Here is a 21,043-nt window from a genome sequence, read left to right on the forward strand (position 1 = left end):
GGATTGATTTTGCTACTTTTGTCAGCGATGAGTAAATTTGCATTGATTAAGTAAGTCCGGGTTTCCGCGGAAGCACTCAGTATCAATTGATCCAATTTATATTTATCCAGATGAAGTGCTCTGCCAAAACGGTTGAGTAGCTTATTTTTAAGCTCGGAATCTTCCGGTTCGGTGGTTGCCAAAATAAGCGATGTAGCTTTTTCACTAAATTCTGCTGCTTGCTGCATCCACTCTTGTTTATTCTTTGCAGCGTTCAGGATGCCTGGGGGCTTGTTTTTTAGCGCTTGTATAATACTGACGGGAATATTCCATTTTTCCAGAATAGTTTCAGTCAATGTATCTAGGTTGAAACCCAACACCGTTTGTGATGCTTGTACAGGTGTATGCGTGCCTTGCTTGATGAGAACCATCATTTCTTGGTACAAATCATGGTTATAGGCAGCAAGCAATAAACGTCCAAGGTTCTTGAACAAGGCAACAACAGCAATTTCTTCTGCATCTTTAAAAGAGCTTATCTTAACAAGCTCACGGCTAATCATACTAGCCGCTAAGGCGTTATTTAACTCAGTGCGAACGTGTTCTGCACGCTTCCCAGACATGCCGTCAACCAACAGCATGGCTAAAGCACAAGTCTTTACCGAATTAAAACCCAGCAAGAATATTGCTTTGGTGATACTGGTATTAACTTTGTTAGACGCGGAAATGAATGCGACAGAATTCGATAAACGCAGAATCTTTTGTGTTAATGAAACATCCGATAGAACAAAATAGGCCAATTGTTGAATGGATTGATCATCAGATGAGGATAGTTGTACGATGCGTGTTATGGAGCTGCCAAGAGCGGGGAGATCCGGGTCATTAGTGACAGCTTCGATTAAATGATCTCTTAAAGTTTTTGTACTATCTTTTTTTACTGCGGCAGGATCAAGAAAATTGGATGGGTCTTGGGGAGTATAGGGCGATTGAATGGATCCCATCTTAAGCTTCTTCTAATTAAAATTGTTAGTTAGTATATTGGTGCAAACCATATCGCGGTCTGTATCAGATTCTTTCTTCCTGAATGTTATAGAAATCTAATATGCATTTTTATTAACGGCAAATTAGAAGGTTAGTTAATAAGGAATGTTAATGAATACCGTGCTTGCTGAAATAATTCTGATGATATTCCTCTGCAATGTAAAATTGGCCGGCAGGTAAAATTTTGGTTACGATAGGATTGTGCCAACGTCCGCTACTCTGTAATTTATGCTTGGATTCTTTTGCGGCAATCTCTTGTTCTGGCGTGAAGAAAAAGATAGTTGAACGATATTGTGTGCCGATGTCGGGACCTTGACGATCCGGCGTGGTAGGATTATGACAGCTCCAAAAACTGTCTAATAATGTTTCAAAAACCACTTCTGCCGAATCATACTCGACCATAACCACTTCAATATGACCGGTGGTGCCGGTACAAACGGCTGCGTAAGTTGGATTGTCGGTATGCCCGCCGGAATAGCCACAAGTAACGCCGGAGACTCCTTTGACACGACGAAAGGCCGCTTCTACTCCCCAGAAACAGCCTGCCCCAAAAATTATCTTGTTTGCCGCCATTATTGATTCACCTGATAGGTCAAATAAACAAAGTATTTCGGTGTATTGCAATGGATGGAAAATTGTATACGTTATTTTTCGTTACGTATCTTTTCAATAAGCCCTTCTAAAGTTTTGATGGTATCTTGCGGTGTACCGCCCATTTTACCGCTGGTGATGTACTTTCCATTAATGACCAGTGCAGGAACGCCAGTGAGTTGATACTGGCGAGACATTTGTGTTGATTTTGCTACCTGATTTTGCACGGCAAAAGAGCGATAAGTATCTTCAAATTTCTTTCTATCGACGCCTTGTTTCTCGATCCAGTCAAATAAAACAGATTCATTATTTAAATCAATTTTGTCACGATGAATCGCATCATAAACTTTATCGTGCAAAACATCGGTTATTCCCATTGCCTCTATGGTATGGAAGATTTTCGCAGCCGATACCCAATTGGCGCGAAGCGTCGCGGGTACATAGCGAAAACTGACATCCTTGGGGATGTTCATCAGCCAGGTTTTAAGATGCGGGTGCAAGCTGTTGCAATGGGGGCAGCCGTACCAAAAAAACTCTAAGACCTCAATCGTGCTGCCATCTTGTGTGGGTTGCGGAGTAGCCAGGACGGTATAGTCTTTGCCTTCAACAATCTCGGCACGTGCACTGGATAGGTTTATTAAACTAAAACTCAACACTAAGAAGAAAACTGCAAGAAACTTATATTGATTCATTTTAACTCCTTAAATAAAGTGTCTAACTGGCTGGTGGATTCTGTTTGGCCTGAGTAGGCTGCACAAAAGTTGAACTTAAGCGGGGTGTCAGGAAATATTTTATTGTACTTTGATAAATTGTGCTCCTATGCCATTCTCTTTTAAAGAAGCGCTGATTTCATCAATATCCGCTTTGTTAGTGAGAGGGCCGATACGTACTCTATACCAGGTGCCTTTTTCCGCTAAGTCAATGGGTTGTATGGATGCTGATACGCCAAGGAATGCGAGCCTGGCTTTCATGTTTTCTGCTTCATCATTTTTTCTGAAAGATCCGGCCTGGAGAAAGAATTTTTCTTTCACTGGAGGGGGGATCTTAACTTGAGGTGCAACCGGTTGCTGTATCGGTTCTGCTGGGATAGTGCGTGGCGGAACGGCAGCGATTTGCGGCGCGATTACTGCCGGATTAATATTGGGGCGGCTTGGCGGAATGGGCTGCTGCACATTTTCAGCCGGTTTATTGCTATTTTCCGGAATCTTGGCAGTAACTTGCGGTTGGGCGGGTTGTGCAACAGCCGGTTTGTATTCATGATTAATCTCGGGTTCTTCAATACCAGGCAGTATCTTGTAAAAATCAAACCGAGGCTTCTCCTCAGCAGTCACTACGGGTTCTTCTTGTGGCTTAACAGGCGTTTTGGGTTGCTCCGGTATTGCCTTTGCTTCACTTTTTTCAACTGAACTGGCCACTTTTTCAGTGGGCAAAAACGGACTGGGTGCATAGTTAAAATACAGCCATATGCCAATGGCACTCGCAAGACCTAATGCGTAACCGACAAATCCGCCCAGAAATGCAGAACCGCCTTTTTCCGGTGTGGATTTTGAAGGCTTGCGGGTCTTATAATCTCGGCTCATGAGTATCCTTATGCATTAATTCGATCACATTTTATCAGGTGCGCTGACACCGAGTAACCTCAAACCATTATTGAGCACCTGACGGATCGAAGCAATCAACGCCAATCGAGTGTGCTGCAATGGAATCTCAGGTACCAGGAAACGTGTTGAATTATAGTAACTATGAAATTCGCTGGCCAGTTCTCTGAGGTAGAAAGCAATCAGATGCGGTGAAAATTCCTTGGCTGCCATTTCCACAGTATCCGGAAAATCAATCAATTTCTGCAGCAAAGCCAATTCAGCAGGACTAGATAGTGCTTCCGCATTCGCCTTAGCGAGATCGTTCATATCGCCATCCCATTGCGCCAATACACTGCACACGCGGGCATGCGCGTACTGGACGTAATAAACTGGATTGTCGTTGCTTTGCGATTTGGCCAGATCTAAATCAAAATCTAAATGCTGATCGCTTTTACGCATCACATAAAAGAATCGCGCGGCATCTTTGCCGACTTCCTGGCGTAATTCTCGTAATGTGACAAATTCGCCGGAACGAGTAGACATGGGCGCTTTTTTACCGTCACGGTAGAGCACGGCAAACTGCACCAGGGCGATTTCGAGTTTTGCCGGATCCAATTCCAATGCCTGCAAAGCGCCTTTTACCCGGGCAATATAACCATGATGATCCGCCCCCCAGATATTAATCACTTGATCAAAACCACGCTCAAATTTATTCAGATGATAGGCAATATCCGATGCAAAATAAGTGAATTGACCATTTTCCCGCTGCACGACACGATCTTTTTCATCGCCAAAATCGGTGGAACGAAACCAAATGGCGCCATCCTGTTGATACAAGTAATGCTTCTTCTCAAGCAGTTGGATGGTATGCGCGACAAGACCATTATCAAATAACGATTGTTCTGAAAACCAGGTATCAAATTCCACGCCGAATTCCATCAAATCATTGCGGCAATCGCCTAATTGTTCTGTCAGCACAAAATTGTGAATATACGCATAATCCTGGCCGAGTATTTTTTTTGCATTTGCAATTAATTGATCCAACTGCTCGTCAGTATTAATTCCTGTTTCATGGATATTTTCTGACAGATCCTCCAGCAATAAGGCTGGTTGATGCACATACCGCTGGGCATGTGCCTGAAGGATCAGTTGCGCCATGGTTTTAACATAGTCACCCTGATAAGCATTCTCCGGGAAGGGAATGGAAATGTGATTAAGCTCGAGATAACGCAGCCAGGTAGACAGTGTCAGAATATCCATTTGCCGCCCCGCGTCATTAACGTAGAATTCGCGGGAGACGTTAAAACCGGCCGCTGCCAGTATGCTGGATAAGCTTGCACCGATCGCGGCGCCACGCCCATGCCCGACGTGCAATGGTCCGGTTGGATTGGCCGAGACAAATTCCACTTGAATCTTTTTCCCTTGACCAAAATCACTATGGCCGAAAGCCTCTTTGCTCTGTAAAACATGCTGCAGGTATTGCTGTTTAGCGGAGTTTTTCAGGAAAAGATTGATGAACCCTGCGCCAGCCACTTCAACTTTCTCCAAATAGGGGGAGGGTGGCAGCGCATCAATCAATAAGCTGGCGATCTCACGCGGATTTTTATGCAATGGTTTAGCCAATTGCATGGCAAGATTACAGGAATAATCGCCATGACTGGCTTGCTTGGTGCGTGCTAGCTCAATACGAATGGAAGTATCCAGTGTGGTGAGGTTATTGCCTGCCTGGCGGAAAAGTTCGGCAAAATGTGTTTTAAAATTGGGATAGGCAGATGAAATCATGGTTGAGAATAAGCGATATCAATATTTTGATTGAACTGAGTTGCCGGACATAACATAGATTTTTCTTGTTTAAGTAATAAGCTGCATTCTATCAGGTGCACAGGTCATGCCGAAGATTGTTGGCGAAGCGTTTCAAAAAGGCAAATTCCCGCACTGACCGCGACATTTAAACTTTCTATGCTGCCCTGCATCGGGATGCGTACCAACTGATCGCAGGATTCACGCGTCAATCGCCGCAATCCTTTTTCTTCAGAACCAAATACCCAGGCAACTGGCCCTTGAATCTGAAAATGAGTGAGGTCGTGATCTGCATCTTCCGCGGTACCTATAATCCAGATTCCCCGTTCTTTCAATTGCTTTAGCGTACGCGATAAATTGGTCACGGCGATATAAGGCACTGTATCCGCAGCGCCGCTGGAAACTTTATAAACGGTTGAAGTTAATCCGACTGCCCGATCTTTCGGTGCAATCACGGCATGCACGCCAAAAGCATCGGCGACACGTAAACATGCACCTAAATTGTGTGGATCCTGAATTCCATCCAATACCAGCAGCCGGGCGGGTTCAGTCAGTGTATCCAAAACATCGCTGATGTCGACATAACTGCGCGTAATATCGATATTGGCCACGACGCCTTGATGACGATCGGCACCGGCCATGCATGTCAGTCGTGATCCTTCACAGGTGATCAATTGAATTTTCTGACTCTCGGCAAGCTTGATTAATCCGCGTGCACGCTGATCGTCGCGTGTAGCGTCGATAAATATCTCTTTGATGCTATCCGGATTTTGCCGCAAACGGCTGGTGACCGCATGAAAGCCAAAAATAAGGCGGGTGCTCGACATAATTCTTAACAAACCTGAAAATTTTGCTAAGCATCGCTTAACATAAGAGATATTTGATGGAAAATAGAAGCGTGCCGTTGCCGTGTTCCGATTTTCTCGCGCGTTACAATCCAATCCCTCTAACCCGCATATTGTAAAACAATTTCAGATGCTAAAGCGATTTCTTGCTTTTTGACTTGGTCTTTGTTTTTGACGCGGTCTTTGTTTTGGAGCTGTCTGGTTTTTTGCTGGGTTCAGCTAATACAAAGTCGATTTTGCTGGTTTCCAGATCAACACGAACCAATTTAACTTGTAATCGATCACCCAGACGGTACTGTTTGCCGGTCCTTTCACCTAATAAAGTATGCTTGGTTGCGTCAAAATGAAAATAATCGCTCGGCAGCTCTGAAATATGCACAAGTCCTTCCACGTATACGTTATCCAGTGCTACAAATAAGCCAAACCCGGTTACACTGCTGATCACGCCGTCAAAACATTCACCAATTCTATCCTGCATATAGAAACACTTAAGCCAGGATTCGACGTCACGCGTTGCCTCATCGGCGCGCCGCTCGGTGAGTGAGCAATGCTTGCCCAACTCGTTCCAATCCCCGGGCTCATAGGATTTTCCGTTTAATACCGCTTTGATGGCACGATGTATCAGTAAATCAGGGTAGCGGCGGATGGGGGAAGTAAAGTGCGTGTAGTAGTCATACGCAAGCCCGAAATGCCCGGCGATATCCGGGCTGTAAACAGCCTGCTGCAACGATCTTAACATGACTGTCTGGAGTAACTGCGCATCCGGTCTGCCTTGTATTTTAAGTAGCGTTTGCGCGTAATCCTTGGCGCTGGGTTTATTTCTGCCGCCTAATTGAATACCGAACTCTTTGAGAAAATTACGCAAGGATTCTATTTTCTCGGGGGAGGGATCTTCATGAATGCGATAGAGCGTTGTTTGATTATTTTTTTGCAGAAAATCTGCGGCACATACATTTGCTGCCAGCATGCATTCTTCAATCAAGCGGTGCGCTTCAGTCCGTTGCACCGGTTCAATCTTTTCGATTTTCCCCTGCTCATTAAAGATCATTTGTGTTTCAGTCGTTTCAAAGTCAATCGCACCGCGTTTCTTCCGTGCTTTCAGTAACGCCTTAAATAATTTGTGGACCCGCTGCAAGTGCGGTAACAGCTTTGTATATTCCTTAGCTTCAGGTCCTTTTGGGTTAGCCAGCATGGCCGCCACTTTGTTGTAGGTCAGGCGCGCATGGGAGCGCATCACGGCGGGATAAAAAATATAATGGACTATATCGCCGTTCGCTTGGAACTGTATTTCACAGACCATGCAAAGCCGGTTTTTGTCTGGAATGAGTGAACACAACTCATTCGATAACGCTTCCGGCAGCATGGGAATAACACGGCGTGGGAAATAGACTGAATTTCCCCGGTTAAACGCCTCCTGGTCAATGGCATCATTGGGTTTAACGTAGTGACTGACATCCGCAATCGCAACATACAGCCGGTAACCCTCATCGTCTGTTTCACAATACACCGCATCATCAAAATCACGGGCAGTTTCGCTGTCTATGGTTACCAGAGGTAAGTGACAAATATCTTTGCGCCCCGTCGATTCTTTTTTGGTTACATTTTTAGGAAATTTACCCGAGAGTTTCTCAATCTCAGGGGAAAACACATAAGGAAGATCATGTTTTCGTAACGCGATTTCAATTTCCATCCCGGGTGCGGTGTAATCCCCTAGAATCTCAATAATTTTTCCGATCGGCTGTGATTGTTTATTTGGCTGTTGGATAATCTCGACGACGACAATCTGGCCTGCTTTGGCCTTCAAAGAGTGTTCCTTGGCGATCAGAATATCCTGGCTGATGCGTTTGTTTTCAGCCACCACAAGCAGAATGCCGTGGTCAATGTATAACCGGCCTACCAATTGTGTATTGGTACATTCCAATACTTCTACAATCGCAGCTTCGCGTCGGCCACGCCGGTCCAATCCAATTTCACGCACCAAAACCCGGTCGCCGTGCAATGCCTTATTCATTTCTTTAGCGCTCAGATACAAATCCGGACTGCCGTCATCGGGAATCAGAAAGCCAAACCCGTCTGGATGGCCCTGAATTTTGCCTTTGATCAAATCCAGTTTTTCCATGACGCAGATATCGCCTTTGCGGTTACGGAAAATCTGGCCTTCGCGCATCATTGCAGTTAACCGGCGATTAAACAGCTCTTCTTCTTTTTTAGTGATATCCAGCAACTTATATAGTGCGTGTTCAGCAGTCGGGACGCCCTGCTGTTTTAAAATCTGCAAAACATATTCCCGGCTGGGCAATGGGTGCTCATAGCGTCCTTTCTCGCGCTCGAGAAAGGGATCCAGATTACGTAGTTTTTGATTCTTCTTATTTGACAAAGCAGTGATTTCCTATAGAATTACGCGTTCTTTGGCAGCCGGATCCGGTTGTCTATTGCCCAGATGGCGGAATTGGTAGACGCGCATGGTTCAGGTCCATGTGCCTTCGGGTGTGGAGGTTCGAGTCCTCTTCTGGGCACCATTAGCAGCATCAGATTTTTTCTCCGTTGTTATTCATCACAAACAACCAACAGTCTCCAGGCCATTGGCCTACTAACTCAGATACACAAATTATTTGCTGAGCTTGCTTGTTCTTATAACAGCTTGCACCTTGATTATAATATGGGATCTTAACATGCAAATACAAGATTGATGTGAGGGCAATTTGTTGATGCGGGGATCAGTTAAGCCAGATTTTGCAAAATCCCAACATTGGCTGAATCGTTCTGATCGGTATTTCCCGCGATCAGTCATCAATTGATTTTCCGGTTTTCTCGGTGACACCCCAGGTTCATTCCTTTCCCGCATCAGTTGGTGTACGCTGCGGTCTTTTATGCAGAATAATGCGACTGGCGTTGTAATTCTATGATAACCGGTGCCATCAAAAATCAAGTCGACCAAATCTGGAACACCTTCTGGTCAGGCGGCGTGTCCAACCCGCTGTCGGTGATCGAGCAAATCACCTATCTGTTGTTCGCCAAGCGGTTGGACGAGCTGCATACCGCGAAGGAGAAACAAGCCAATCTGCTCGGCGAAACCCTCGACAATCCGATTTTTGAACCGCAGCAAAGCGATCTGCGCTGGTCGCGCTTCAAAGATTTCGACCCCGAGCGTAAGTTCACGGTGTTCAAGGATCAGGTGTTTCCCTTCATCAAATCGCTCAATGGCCGCGCGGGCAGCGCGTACACCCGTTTCATGAAAGACGCGGTGTTCATCATCCCGACGCCAGCGCTGCTGGATAAAGTCACCAACATGATCGACGCTATTCCGATGCACGACCGCGACACCAAGGGCGATCTGTATGAATACATGCTGTCGAAGATCGCCACCGCCGGGCAGAACGGGCAGTTCCGCACGCCGCGGCATATCATCAAGCTGATGGTGGAACTCACCGCGCCCACGCCGAAAGACATTATTTGCGATCCGGCGTGCGGTACCTGCGGTTATCTGGTCGCGGCAGCGGAATATTTGGAACAGCACCACAAATCCATGCTGCTGGATGAAACGCTGAAAGAACATTTCCACCACCACATGTTCCACGGCGCGGATTTCGATTCGTCCATGCTGCGCATCGGCGCGATGAACATGACGCTGCACGGCATCGACAACCCGTCAATCGAGAACCGCGACAGTTTGAGCGAAGACCACTCGCTGCATCGCAATGCCTACACGCTGATCCTGGCCAATCCGCCATTCAAAGGCTCGCTTGATTTCGACGGCACCGCCAAGGATCTGCTGCAAGTGTGCAAAACCAAGAAAACCGAATTGCTGTTCATCAGCCTGTTCCTGCAACAACTCAAACCCGGCGGACGCTGCGCCTGCATCGTGCCGGACGGCGTACTGTTCGGCTCCAGCAACGCGCACCGGCAACTGCGCCAAACGCTGGTGGAACAACACCAGCTCAATGCCGTCATTTCCATGCCCTCCGGCGTATTCAAGCCCTACGCCGGGGTATCCACGGCGATTCTGATCTTCACTCGCACCGATTCGAGCGGCACCGACCGCGTGTGGTTCTACGACATGCACGCCGACGGCCTGAGCTTGGACGACAAGCGCGAGCCGCTATTGACGCCGGAACAGCAACAAGAACTCATTCGTCATTCCCGCGAAGGCGGGAATCCAGCGCTTCATGCCAGGAATAATATTCCGGACATTATTGCCCGATATGAACAATGGCAAGCTACTCAGCAGGGTTTTGAGGATAAAAAACAACAGGCCTTTGTGGTAAGTAAAGCGGACATCGTCGCCAACAAATACGATCTGTCGATTAATCGCTACCGGGAAATTGAATATCAGCAAGTGGAATATGAATCGCCGCTGGTGATTTTGGAACGACTGGAAGCGCTGGAGGCGGAGATTCTGGAGGATTTGAGGGTGTTGAGGGGGATGGTGTGATCAAGTTATTGCCTCTAAATGAAGTATCCGAGGTTATTCGTGGCGTTACTTTTGGATCTGAACAAAGTATGGCTGAAGAACTAGAAGATTACTTGCCAGTTATTCGCGCAGGAAATATTTCAGAGAAATTAGAGTTGCATGATGATTTAGTTTGGGTGCCCAGTAAGTTAATAAAAGATTCCCAGAAAATTAGGTATCAGGACATTATTATGTGTACTTCGTCAGGAAGCGCAGAGATAGTTGGGAAAATCGCTCGTGCAGATGAAGATTGGAACGGTTCCTTTGGTGCATTCTGCGCGGGCATTAGGCCAAACAAAAAAATTATTGATCCTAGTTATTTATTTCACTTTTTGTCTTCTCCAGAATTTAAACAATGGACTCGGAAATCTTCTGGAGCAAATATTAAGAATATTCGCAAGAGTGAGCTAGAACAATTCAAGATTCCGCTTCCATCCTTGGAAGAACAAAAACGCATTGCGGCGATACTGGACAAGGCCGATGCCATACGCCGCAAACGCCAGCAAGCCATCGACCTCACCGACCAACTCCTTCGCTCCGTTTTTCTGGAGCTATTTGGTGATCCGGTGACGAATCCGAAAGGTTGGAAAAAAATTGCACTGCAAAACGTAGTAAGTGAAGTTATTGATTGCCCACATTCAACACCTAGATGGACTGAAAATGGGAAAGTAGCAATAAGAACCTCAAATCTTACAGCAGGTGGATGGAATTGGAGTGACAAACGTTATGTTAGTGAAGAAGAATATCATGATAGATCAAAACGCTCTTATGTTGAGCCTGGAGATATTATTTTAAGTCGAGAAGGAACTGTTGGTATTGCCGCGATTGTTCAAGAAGATATGGAAATATGCTTAGGACAACGTCTGGTTCAATTAAGACCCAATTTAGGGATTGCCAATAGTGAATATATTTTACATATCCTTCTTTATGAACTTGAGCCAGAAAGGCTAGAAAGGGCAATGGTTGGCGCAACATCTAAACATTTAAATGTGAAAGAACTAAGAGAATTAGAGATTCCATTACCATTGCTAGAGTTACAAGATAATTTTAAGAAAACTGTCAATAAAATAACTATGTATAAATCAAGATTGGCAAGAGCTGCATTATTAGATGAAAATCTATTTTCAGCTCTTACACAGAATGCATTTAGTGGTGAATTAAGCCAGGTTGCATAGATGGCGACTGTTAGAAATAAATTTGTATAAATGGATATTTGGATACCGGCCTTCGCCGGTATGACGGATGGCTGAGTGATGGCTATGATGGTATGACGGTCATGGTGGTTGTAGTAGTTTTGGGGTTGTGGCAATTGTGACGGTATGACGGCAAAAATTGCACCGTGACACCGTCATTCTGGCGCAGGCCAGAAACCATTCACGGATGGAATTGATGTCGCGTATGGCGGTATGTCTGTGGATACCGGCCTTCGCCGGTATGACGGGTGAGCCGGTATGATCGGCTGGGTAAAGGTTTTTACCGGTTTGAAGTGGGGGCATCTGTTAAAACATGACTGAAAAACAACCGGCGGTTTATATGCTGGCCAGCAAAAGGAATGGTACGTTATACATTGGCGTGACATCGAATCTCATCCGGCGGGTTTGGGAGCACAAGAATGATTTGGTGGAGAGTTTTACCAAGAAATATCAGGTGCATCAGTTGGTCTGGTATGAGTTGCATGAAACGATGGATTCGGCAATCAGCCGGGAAAAAGCGATGAAAAACTGGAAACGTGCCTGGAAAATCAGCAGAATCGAAACGGTTAATCCTGATTGGAAGGATTTGTACGAGAGTCTTTTGTAAAGGCAGTGTTTGTTGATGACAATTTTAATGGCTACATTGTTGTGAAACCGTCTAACTTTAACTTTCTAGCAAAACACTGGGATTTTCTGTTGAACGACGCCCGTCAGGCGGAAAGTTATGCCTTGCGCGATCCGCGCGCGGCGGCGATTTATGCTCGCCGCACGTTGGAATTGTCGCTGCGCTGGCTGTTTGCCAACGATGTATCGCTGAAACACCCGTATGAAAAAAGCCTAGCGGCGATGATTCACGAGCCGACGTTTGCGAATGCCATCCGCCAGGGATTGTTTCACGACATCCAATTCATCCACCGGCTCGGCAATGTCGCCGCGCATGGTGACCAGCATATTTCCACGCAGGAAAGCCTGAAAGCTGCGATGGCGCTGCACAGTTTTCTCGGCTGGTTGTCGCGTGTGTATACGCGCGACAATGCTGTGCCGCAGCCGTTCCAAGCCGATTGGTTGCCACAGGTTGAAGCACAAACTCAGCCGCTGACCATACAGCAACTGGAGCAAATCCAGCAAGAACTGGCCGCCAAGGATGCCGCCGCAGTGGTGGCGCAGGAAAAATTGACGCGCACCGAAACCGAGCTGGCTCAGTTGCGCGCGCAACTGACAGCATTGCAACAACTCAAGCAAACCAACCAGAAAACCATTGGCAGCAGTGAATACACCGAAGCACAGACGCGCGAACTGATGATCGACGTGATGCTGCGCGAGGCCGGTTGGGACCCGAAAGCGCCCAACGTGGAGGAATTTGAAGTGCGGCAATGCATGCCGACGGCAAGCGGTGTGCGCAACGGCACGGGTCATGTGGATTATGTGCTGTGGGGCGACGATGGCAAACCGGTGGCGCTGGTGGAAGCGAAAAAGACCCGCAAAGATCCGGCCATCGGCAAGCATCAGGCGGAATTGTACGCGCATTGCCTGGAACAGCAATTTGGCCAGCGCCCGCTGATTTATTATTCCAGTGGTTACACCACCTGGCTGTGGGACGACAGCTTTTACCCGCCGCGCGAGGTACAGGGCTTTGCCACGCGTGAAGAATTGCAATGGCGCATTCATCAACGCGCGGCGCGCCAGTCGTTGAGCGGATTACTACCCAAGCAGGAAATCACCAATCGTCATTACCAGAGAGAAGCTGCGGCACGTGTCATGGAGTACTTTGGCCGCGACCGTAAACGCAAAAGTCTGATCGTGATGGCCACCGGCACCGGCAAAACCCGGCTGGCGATTGCGTTGGTGGACATGCTGATGCGCGCCAACTGGGTGCGGCGCGTGTTGTTCCTGGCTGACCGCAAGGCGCTGGTACGACAAGCCAAGCGCGAATTCAACAAACACTTGCCGCATGTGTCGGTGGCGAGCTTGCTCGACAAAACCGAGGAAGATGCACGGGTGCTATTTTCGACGTATCCCACGATGTTGAACTGCATCGACGGCACGCGGCGCGAACTCAAAGAACCCTTTAGCGTGGCGCATTTCGATCTGGTCATCATCGACGAGGCGCACCGTTCGGTGTACCAAAAGTATGGCGCGATTTTTGATTATTTCGATGCGCTGTTGCTGGGACTAACCGCCACGCCGCGCGGCGAGGTGGATCGTAATACTTACCAGTTATTTGAACTTGATGACCATCAGCCGACGTATGCGTATGAACTGGAACAAGCCGTAGCGGACGGTTTTCTGGTACCGCCGCGAGCGATTTCGGTGCCGCTCAAATTTCAGCGCGAGGGCATCCGTTACCACGATTTGTCGCCGCAAGAACAGGAAGAATACGAACAGCAGGAACGTTTCTACGATGAGGAAAGCGGCGAGCTGAAGGAAGCCATCGACCCACCCGCGCTGAACCAGTGGTTGTTCAATGTGGATACCGTGAACAAGGTGTTGATGCACCTGATGGAAAACGGCATTAAGGTGGAAGGCGGCGACAAACTGGGCAAGACGATCATTTTTGCCAAAAATAGCAAGCACGCGGATTTTATCGTCGAGCAGTTCGACAAGAATTATCCGCATTATGCGGGCAAGTTCTGCCAGAAAATCGATTTTTCGGTGAAATACGCACAAGACCTGATCGATGAGTTCAGCCTCAAGCACCAATTTCCGCAGATTGCGGTGTCGGTCGATATGCTGGATACCGGCATCGACGTGCCGGAAGTGGTCAATCTGGTGTTTTTCAAGCTGGTGCGCTCGCGCGTCAAGTTCTGGCAGATGATCGGGCGTGGCACGCGCTTGTGTGAGGATTTGTTCGCCCCCGGCGAGCACAAAAAGGAATTCATCATTTTCGATTACTGCCAGAATCTGGAGTTCTTTGACGCGCATCCCGCCGGTTATGATTCCATAGCGCAGGAATCGGTGAAACAAAAGATTTTCAAGCGGCGGCTGGAATTGGCGTTTGCGTTGCAAAATGGGCATCCGCAGGATGAGGCGACGGCAACTTTTTCAAAACAACTGAAAGACCGATTGCATACTGTGGTGGCTTCGCTGGATCTGAATAATTTCATCGTCCGGAAACAGCGTCAGGCGGTGGAGAAATATGCGCAGAAAGCTATTTGGCAGGAACTGGATCAAAACGATGCGAACGTACTTGCCGAGCAGATCAGCGGATTGCCCGCCGTAGATGATGACGACGAATTCGCGCGCCGCTTTGATTTGCTGATCCTGAATCTGCAAATCGCGCTATTGCAGAACAATCCATCGCAAGCACACGATCAATTCAAAGTGCGCGAAATAGCCCAAGGATTGGAAGAGAAATCGGCGATTCCAAGCGTGGCGGCGCTATTGGCACTAATCCAGGAATTGCAAACCGATGCCTGGTGGCAGGATGTTACGTTGCCGATGCTGGAAGGAGTCAGGGTGAAGCTGCGGGGATTGATCCGGTTTGTCGATGCTGAGAAAAAAGTGGATGTTTATACTAACTTTACCGATCACTTGGCTAAAGAAGATTCCGCCATATACGAAGTTGTTAAGCTTGATCCAAATTTACAAAACTACCGCAATCGCGTGCAGCGCTTTATCCGTGAGCATCAGGATCATGTGACGATCCGTCGCCTGAAAAATAACGAACCGATCACATTGATCGATATCGCCGCACTGGAAACCATACTGTTTGCACAAGACGGCCCGATTCCTAAAGAAGAATATCCAAAAATCTATGGTAAAGAACCGCTGGGAAAATTGGTGCGCTCAATTGTCGGGCTGGACCGCAATGCGGCGAAAGCCGTGTTTGCCGGATTTTTAACCAAATTCCCCGCATTGAACGCGGATCAAATGGCATTTTTGAACGAGATTGTTGAATATCTGGTGAAAAATGGCGTCATGGAACCTAAAGTGATTTTTGTGGCACCTTTTAATCGTCATCATGAATTGGGTGTTGCCGGTGTGTTCGACGATGAGTTAAGTGAGCAGATTATTGAACGCATTCGTTTTGTTAATAAGAATGCAGGGATTGTTGCTGCCAAATGATGAACGGGTGTTCAAAAGGCGTGAAATTTTCTAGGATTGCGGCTGTTTAATGAAGTTTCCGGTATTAGGCGGATCACAGCCAGTGAATCCAGACGCATGGCTGTAATTTTTACTTTCGTAAAATCATCGGCTGAATGCTTGGCAAAACAGTAGGTGTCCCTGTATGTTACGCTAGCGGGCCAAAACCCTACTTATTACTATTTAGATCCACGCTATATAACCGCATATTAGACAGATAAAATGATCGAAGCGAATAGATCTTCTACAATTGGCTATCTAACCCTTACGCAAAACGGCAAGATTTTGGAAATAAATCCGATCGTTTCCCAGTTTCTTGGAATGGAGCGAAACAAGCTACTGCAGAGAGATTTTTCCGCTTTCGTGGCGCGTGAAGATCAGGATCGCTGGAGTTTATGTGTCAGTAAACACAACGAGCAAGGAAGTTTACAACTGCTATTGCAACGTTATGATGGCACCGCTTTACAGGTGCAATTACAATACCAGCATCAGAGCGATGAGACGGGTAGTTCGATTATTCGCATCTTTCTGATCGATAGTATGCAGCACAAGCAACCGGAAATTACCCTGAGCGCGCCCAACAACCGGGAGGATTATTTATTTTTATTCTCTCCGGTAATTGTTTATACCTGCGATGTCTTCTCTCCTTATTCGGCGAAATTTATCAGTACGAATTTGACTAAAATTCTTGGTTATACCGTGGAGGAGTTTCTCACCAAGCCAAACTTCTGGGCCGATCATTTACATCCTGAAGATCGTGATCGAGTGTTTGCCAATTTCCCGCTGTTGTATTTCTCCGGTATGCAGCTGCATGAGTACCGGTTTAAACACCGGGACGGCAGCTGGAAATGGATCAGAGATGAGCTATATATGATTCCGGGGATGAACGGCAATTCCATAGAGGTGATCGGTTATAGAAGTGATATAACGGAAAGCCGGGAAAAGGAGGCTGCGTTGTCCGAATCACGTAACTTGCTCAAAACTATTGTTGATACAGTACCGGCGGGGATTTTCTGGAAAGATAAGGATTTGCATTATCTGGGTTGTAATCCGAACTTCGCCAAAGATGCTGGCGTGGAATCTCCTCGTGAGATTATCGGTAAAGTTGACTATGATTTAAGTTGGACAAAGGAGCAAGCGGAACTTTATCGGCATGATGACCGGCAGGTGATCGATTCCGGTATCCCCAAGCTTAACTATGAAGAGTTACGGAATGTTTCTGATGGGAAAACCATTTGGCTGCAAACTTCCAAAATACCGTTGCGTAACACGCACCAGGAAGTCATCGGTGTGCTCGGTATCTATCAAGATATTACGGAACAAAAGCAAGCAAACGATTCTATGCGTTTGGCATCGGCAATTTACCAATTTGGTAATGAAGCGATCATGGTTACCGATGAGAATAATCTGATAATGGCTGTTAATCCGGCCTTTACCCGTGTCACGGGCTATGAATTGGCAGACGTGATCGGCAAGGATCCGCGTATTTTCCAATCTGGACGCCACAAAAAAGCTTTTTACCAGAAGATGTGGCAAAAGCTGCTTAGCGAAGATCACTGGCAAGGTGAGATTTGGGATATACACAAAAATGGCAGTATTCAAGCAAAATGGCTGAACATTAGTGTTATTCGTCAATCCAATGAGCGCATTTATTGTTATGTCGCACAATTTTCTGATATTACCGAGAAGAAAAAGCTGGATGAACTGTACTTGGCGCAAGCGAATTACGATGAACTGACTCGTTTACCCAATCGAAATTTATTCAAGTATCAGTTGAATAAGGAAATCAGAAAATCACGCCGTAATGGTTCTCTGCTGTCATTGCTGTTTCTTGACTTGGATCATTTCAAGGATATCAATGACACGCTTGGCCATGCTGTTGGGGATAAGCTGCTTAAGGAAGTTTCCCTGCGAATTACAAAATGTGTACGGGAAACCGACACCGTAGCACGTCTGGGTGGAGATGAATTTGCTGTGATTTTGCCGGATGTTAGCAGATCACGTATTGAGACGATCGCGCAGAATATTATTCAGATACTCAACGAACCATTTGTTCTGGATCAAAATCAGGTCGAACAGTACATTTCAACCAGTATCGGTATCGTGCTTTATCCGCAGGATGGAGCTGACATAGAAAGCTTAATGAAACATGCGGATCAAGCAATGTACAAGGCGAAAATGGAAGGGCGTGGCCGTTTTTGTTACTTCACGCGTTCCATGCAATATGAAGCCTTTGAGAAAATGATACTGACACATCATCTCAGGAGCGCGTTGGTGAATAATGAGCTGCAAGTCTACTATCAACCGATTCTGGATTTATTTTGTAAACGCATCATCAAAGCGGAAGCCCTATTACGCTGGAAACACCCGGAACGCGGCATGATTGAACCGTCAATCTTTATTCCGCTTGCAGAGGAAAGCGGTTTAATTCAGGAAATTGGCGAATGGGTGTTTCAGCAAGTTTGTTTTGACATTAAACAGTGGCTCAACCTATTCGGTTATCTCATCCAAGTGAGTGTCAATGTGTCACCCATTCAGTTTAAGTTTTTTAGTAACCATTCCTGGTCTGCAAGTCTTGCTCAGTTAGGATTGCCTGGAAATAGTATCAATGTGGAAATTACCGAAGGGTTGTTGTTGAAAGATGCGAGCAATGTAAAAGATCGATTGCTGGAGTATCGTAATGCAGGAATAGAAGTTTCTATCGATGACTTTGGCACTGGTTTTTCCTCACTTTCCTATCTCAAGAAATTTGACATCGATTATCTTAAGATAGATCGTTCTTTCATTAGCAATCTGATTAACAATGAAACGGACCGTGCGCTGGTTGAGGCCATTATTGTCATGGCGCACAAATTGGATATTAATACGATCGCTGAAGGTGTTGAAACGCTGGAACAGCAGGATCTACTGATTCAATTTGGTTGTGACTATGCGCAAGGTTTTTATTATTCAGAGGCTATCTCAATGGAAGAGTTTGAGAAATTACTCGTTAATCAACAGAATTAGAAACATGAATGATTCTGTTTAAGGTCAATCAGAGGCACTACATTATTGATAATACTGCTGTTGCTCAATAACTAACGTGTATTGCTACGCAAGGAATCATTTCACTTCTACAGGTTTTAAGTATGGATTACAAAATATTATTGACGGTTTTTGCCACTGTGTTTATTGCGGAGCTGGGAGATAAAACGCAATTGGCAACGATGCTGTTTGCTGCCGACAAGGAAGTCAACAAGTGGACGATATTTTTCGGTGCATCATTGGCATTGATAGCGACTTCCGCTATTGGTGTTTTGGCGGGCAGTGTTATCTCCGACTATATCAGCGAAAAACACTTGCACTATATTGCGGGTGCTGGATTTATCATTATTGGCACATGGACGCTGATAAAAGCTTGAGAAGGAATTGCTGATTGCGCAGATTCGAGCTAAACCAATTAGGATTACTTGCTTTTCTTTAAGCGCAAGGTAACGCAGAGACCACTGGTTGGATTATTTCTAATCGCCAGCTCTCCACCGTAGACCTGTACGATATCGCGGACAATGGCTAAGCCAATGCCGTGACCGGGCGTGGATTGGTCGGCACGCACGCCACGCTCCAGAATTCTGGCGATTTCATGCGGCTGGATGCCGGGGCCATCATCCGTAACCTGGATAACCACTTGGTTTTCCTGATATTCGGCGGATACATGGATGTTGTGGCTGCACCATTTAAAAGCGTTGTCGACCAGATTGCCGAGCAATTCCATTAAGTCGCCTTCATCAATACGCAGACTAATAGCATCGTCGATATCGATGGTTATTTCCGGGCGCTTGTTGCGATAAGCTTTTGCAACGGTATTTACAATTCTGTCGACCATTGGGCGTAAAGTGATCAGCCCCATGCCTGGGGAGCTGCCCGCGGTTGCGGGGCGGCGCAGCTGATATTGGATGATGTTATCCATGCGGTCAATTTGTTCTTGAATCGTTTTGTGCCGGTTTTTTTCGTCTTCTTCGCCATGGATTGCTCCCTGAAGAACGGCGAGTGGTGTTTTGAGACTGTGCGCCAAATCGGCCAGTCCGTTACGGTAGCGTTTCTGCTGTTTGTGTTCGTGGTTGATCAAAGAGTTGATGCTATCGGTTAACAGCTTTAGTTCGCTGGGATAAATACCTTTCAGGTTTTCCTGCTGACCGGATTCAATCGCTGCAAGCTCGGTGGAAACTTTTCGCATTGGTTGCAAACCCCAGCGTAATACCAGCATTTGCGTGACCAATAACAATACAGCCATGACACTGAGCCATCCCCATAGGTCTTCGCGATAACGTTCGATTTGCGCTTCAAACAACACGGTGTCTATGATGACATTGAAAGTTAGCGGATAGCTGCCGGATTGTGTCGCCCATGCGACGCCGAAGCTGTATATGAAATGGGATTCGCCGTCGATCCTGATTTGTGCAAATTCTTTTTTTCCTTTTTCAAGTAAAGGTACTTCCGGGATTGGTTTATTGAGCGAAGAGGTGGATTGCCAGGCAATGGTATTGGTATGATCAATGACAAATGCATAAGCGCCTGAGTTCAGATGACCAAATTCTGCATCAAGCAGGTTGGTTGGTATATCCAATACGCCGGAATCTTCGACTTCCGCATCGCCCATTAGCATGAGCAGCTTCGTGAGCAAACGATCTTGCACACCTAAACGGGCACTGTCATAAAATGCGCGATCCAATGCCAATGCAATTCCGACGATAAAAATCAGTAGAACTAGGGTTGCACTGAGCAGAACACGTTGATTTAAAGACATCATGAGGATTTGTTGCAAGTCAGAGTAAAGCGATAACCTCGTCCACGCATGGTTTCAATCGGATTCAGTGTGCCTTGGGGATCCAATTTGCGGCGCAAACGCCCGACCATGACTTCGAGTACATTGCTGTCACGGTCTTCATCGTGCGGATAAAGATAATCGGCCAATGTATGTTTGGAGAGAATTTCGCCATGATGGCGTACTAATTCTTCCAGCAGGCGGTATTCAAATGAGGTCAATTCAATGATTTCTCCATTGACAGTAACCGATTGAGTTGTGACATCCAATGTGATGGGGCCGCATTTTAATAATGTTTGCGGTATGCCGGTTGCGCGGCGCAGCAGTGCTTTGACTCTGGCTTGCAGTTCTTCCATTTGAAACGGCTTGGTGAGGTAATCATCTGCCCCCATTTCCAGGCCTTGAACTTTGTCTTGCCAGCCGCTTCTAGCGGTTAAGATCAGAATGGGCAACAGACTGCCTTGCTCACGCAGCGCCTTGATAATTTCCAATCCGGATTTGCCGGGCAATCCGATATCAATAATGGCGGCATCCAAAGGGTATTCCGTGGCAAAAAATAATCCTTCTTCGCCGTCACTGCAGGTGTCCACCATATAGCCAACGGATTCCAGTTGCTGGCGAATCTGGTTTTGCAATTTGATTTCATCTTCGATGACTAGAATGCGCATTTCGTTATTCTTGAA

Annotated in this window: 16 protein-coding genes and 1 tRNA gene; 7 read left to right on the forward strand and 10 right to left on the reverse strand. The window is 46.5% G+C overall.

Features of this window, described 5'->3' with window-relative positions; translation table 11 throughout:
* The 7 genes from QZ942_RS02640 to rnr all read right to left on the reverse strand — a co-directional run.
* Positions 1-977 (reverse strand): HDOD domain-containing protein (locus QZ942_RS02640; RefSeq protein ID WP_292993093.1); only part of this gene is annotated, 977 nt, incomplete at its 3' end.
* 148 nt (positions 978-1,125) lie between these two features.
* Positions 1,126-1,590, reverse strand: a complete 465-nt coding sequence (msrA, locus tag QZ942_RS02645; RefSeq protein WP_292993094.1) for a peptide-methionine (S)-S-oxide reductase MsrA — start codon at positions 1,588-1,590, stop codon at positions 1,126-1,128.
* A gap of 71 nt (positions 1,591-1,661) precedes the next feature.
* Complete coding sequence (locus tag QZ942_RS02650) at positions 1,662-2,300, reverse strand: thiol:disulfide interchange protein DsbA/DsbL (protein ID WP_292993095.1); 639 nt, start codon at positions 2,298-2,300, stop codon at positions 1,662-1,664.
* A gap of 99 nt (positions 2,301-2,399) precedes the next feature.
* Positions 2,400-3,188, reverse strand: a complete 789-nt coding sequence (locus QZ942_RS02655) for an SPOR domain-containing protein (protein WP_292993096.1) — start codon at positions 3,186-3,188, stop codon at positions 2,400-2,402.
* Between the two features lie 24 nt (positions 3,189-3,212).
* Positions 3,213-4,970 carry an arginine--tRNA ligase gene (gene argS, locus QZ942_RS02660; RefSeq protein ID WP_292993097.1) on the reverse strand — a complete coding sequence of 586 codons (1,758 nt, stop codon included), beginning with the start codon at positions 4,968-4,970 and terminating at the stop codon, positions 3,213-3,215.
* Between the two features lie 104 nt (positions 4,971-5,074).
* Positions 5,075-5,815 carry a 23S rRNA (guanosine(2251)-2'-O)-methyltransferase RlmB gene (rlmB, locus tag QZ942_RS02665; protein WP_292993098.1) on the reverse strand — a complete coding sequence of 247 codons (741 nt, stop codon included), beginning with the start codon at positions 5,813-5,815 and terminating at the stop codon, positions 5,075-5,077.
* A 151-nt stretch (positions 5,816-5,966) separates the two neighbouring features.
* On the reverse strand, positions 5,967-8,210 hold the full coding sequence (gene rnr / locus QZ942_RS02670; RefSeq protein ID WP_292993099.1) for a ribonuclease R: 2,244 nt from the start codon (positions 8,208-8,210) through the stop codon (positions 5,967-5,969).
* 57 nt (positions 8,211-8,267) lie between these two features.
* Between rnr and QZ942_RS02675 the strand changes: the two genes are divergently transcribed.
* The 3 genes from QZ942_RS02675 to QZ942_RS02685 all read left to right on the forward strand — a co-directional run bounded on the left by QZ942_RS02675 (position 8,268) and on the right by QZ942_RS02685 (position 11,458).
* Positions 8,268-8,352, forward strand: a tRNA-Leu gene (locus QZ942_RS02675).
* Positions 8,353-8,735: 383 nt separating this feature from the next.
* On the forward strand, positions 8,736-10,265 hold the full coding sequence (locus tag QZ942_RS02680) for a class I SAM-dependent DNA methyltransferase (RefSeq protein WP_292993100.1): 1,530 nt from the start codon (positions 8,736-8,738) through the stop codon (positions 10,263-10,265).
* On the forward strand, positions 10,262-11,458 hold the full coding sequence (locus QZ942_RS02685; RefSeq protein WP_292993101.1) for a restriction endonuclease subunit S: 1,197 nt from the start codon (positions 10,262-10,264) through the stop codon (positions 11,456-11,458). The genes QZ942_RS02680 and QZ942_RS02685 overlap by 4 nt, the downstream gene beginning before the upstream one ends.
* Before the next feature lie 99 nt (positions 11,459-11,557).
* Here QZ942_RS02685 and QZ942_RS02690 read toward each other — a convergent pair whose 3' ends face one another.
* Positions 11,558-11,779 carry a hypothetical protein gene (locus QZ942_RS02690; RefSeq protein ID WP_292993102.1) on the reverse strand — a complete coding sequence of 74 codons (222 nt, stop codon included), beginning with the start codon at positions 11,777-11,779 and terminating at the stop codon, positions 11,558-11,560.
* A 10-nt stretch (positions 11,780-11,789) separates the two neighbouring features.
* On the opposite strand from QZ942_RS02690, the gene QZ942_RS02695 reads away from it, so the two are divergent.
* The 4 genes from QZ942_RS02695 (at position 11,790) to QZ942_RS02710 (ending at position 18,960) form a co-directional block, all read left to right on the forward strand.
* On the forward strand, positions 11,790-12,083 hold the full coding sequence (locus tag QZ942_RS02695; RefSeq protein ID WP_292993103.1) for a GIY-YIG nuclease family protein: 294 nt from the start codon (positions 11,790-11,792) through the stop codon (positions 12,081-12,083).
* Positions 12,084-12,124: 41 nt separating this feature from the next.
* Positions 12,125-15,541 (forward strand): DEAD/DEAH box helicase family protein, encoded by a 3,417-nt coding sequence (locus tag QZ942_RS02700; RefSeq protein WP_292993104.1) that lies wholly within the window; start codon positions 12,125-12,127, stop codon positions 15,539-15,541.
* A 240-nt stretch (positions 15,542-15,781) separates the two neighbouring features.
* A complete protein-coding gene (locus QZ942_RS02705) occupies positions 15,782-18,565 on the forward strand; it encodes an EAL domain-containing protein (RefSeq protein WP_292993105.1) in 2,784 nt (927 codons plus the stop codon).
* 122 nt (positions 18,566-18,687) lie between these two features.
* Entirely contained in the window at positions 18,688-18,960 is a 273-nt protein-coding gene (locus tag QZ942_RS02710; RefSeq protein WP_292993106.1) for a TMEM165/GDT1 family protein, read from the forward strand.
* A gap of 44 nt (positions 18,961-19,004) precedes the next feature.
* On the opposite strand, the gene QZ942_RS02715 is transcribed toward QZ942_RS02710, so the two are convergent.
* A complete protein-coding gene (locus tag QZ942_RS02715) occupies positions 19,005-20,345 on the reverse strand; it encodes an ATP-binding protein (RefSeq protein ID WP_292993107.1) in 1,341 nt (446 codons plus the stop codon).
* Positions 20,342-21,028 (reverse strand): response regulator transcription factor, encoded by a 687-nt coding sequence (locus tag QZ942_RS02720; protein ID WP_292993108.1) that lies wholly within the window; start codon positions 21,026-21,028, stop codon positions 20,342-20,344. Before QZ942_RS02720 ends, QZ942_RS02715 begins: the two co-directional genes overlap by 4 nt.
* Positions 21,029-21,043 lie beyond the last annotated feature (15 nt).

The organism is Nitrosomonas sp. (assembly GCF_021731985.1).
Taxonomy (GTDB): domain Bacteria; phylum Pseudomonadota; class Gammaproteobacteria; order Burkholderiales; family Nitrosomonadaceae; genus Nitrosomonas.

Excerpts from the sequence above, each read along its gene's own strand:
- msrA (WP_292993094.1), bottom strand. The coding sequence starts at position 1,590 with ATGGCGGCAAACAAGATAATTTTTGGGGCAGGCTGTTTCTGGGGAGTA.
- QZ942_RS02650 (WP_292993095.1), bottom strand. The coding sequence starts at position 2,300 with ATGAATCAATATAAGTTTCTTGCAGTTTTCTTCTTAGTGTTGAGTTTT.
- QZ942_RS02655 (WP_292993096.1), bottom strand. The coding sequence starts at position 3,188 with ATGAGCCGAGATTATAAGACCCGCAAGCCTTCAAAATCCACACCGGAA.
- argS (WP_292993097.1), bottom strand. The coding sequence starts at position 4,970 with ATGATTTCATCTGCCTATCCCAATTTTAAAACACATTTTGCCGAACTT.
- rlmB (WP_292993098.1), bottom strand. The coding sequence starts at position 5,815 with ATGTCGAGCACCCGCCTTATTTTTGGCTTTCATGCGGTCACCAGCCGT.
- QZ942_RS02680 (WP_292993100.1), top strand. The coding sequence starts at position 8,736 with ATGATAACCGGTGCCATCAAAAATCAAGTCGACCAAATCTGGAACACC.
- QZ942_RS02690 (WP_292993102.1), bottom strand. The coding sequence starts at position 11,779 with ATGCCCCCACTTCAAACCGGTAAAAACCTTTACCCAGCCGATCATACC.
- QZ942_RS02695 (WP_292993103.1), top strand. The coding sequence starts at position 11,790 with ATGACTGAAAAACAACCGGCGGTTTATATGCTGGCCAGCAAAAGGAAT.
- QZ942_RS02705 (WP_292993105.1), top strand. The coding sequence starts at position 15,782 with ATGATCGAAGCGAATAGATCTTCTACAATTGGCTATCTAACCCTTACG.
- QZ942_RS02710 (WP_292993106.1), top strand. The coding sequence starts at position 18,688 with ATGGATTACAAAATATTATTGACGGTTTTTGCCACTGTGTTTATTGCG.
- QZ942_RS02715 (WP_292993107.1), bottom strand. The coding sequence starts at position 20,345 with ATGATGTCTTTAAATCAACGTGTTCTGCTCAGTGCAACCCTAGTTCTA.
- QZ942_RS02720 (WP_292993108.1), bottom strand. The coding sequence starts at position 21,028 with ATGCGCATTCTAGTCATCGAAGATGAAATCAAATTGCAAAACCAGATT.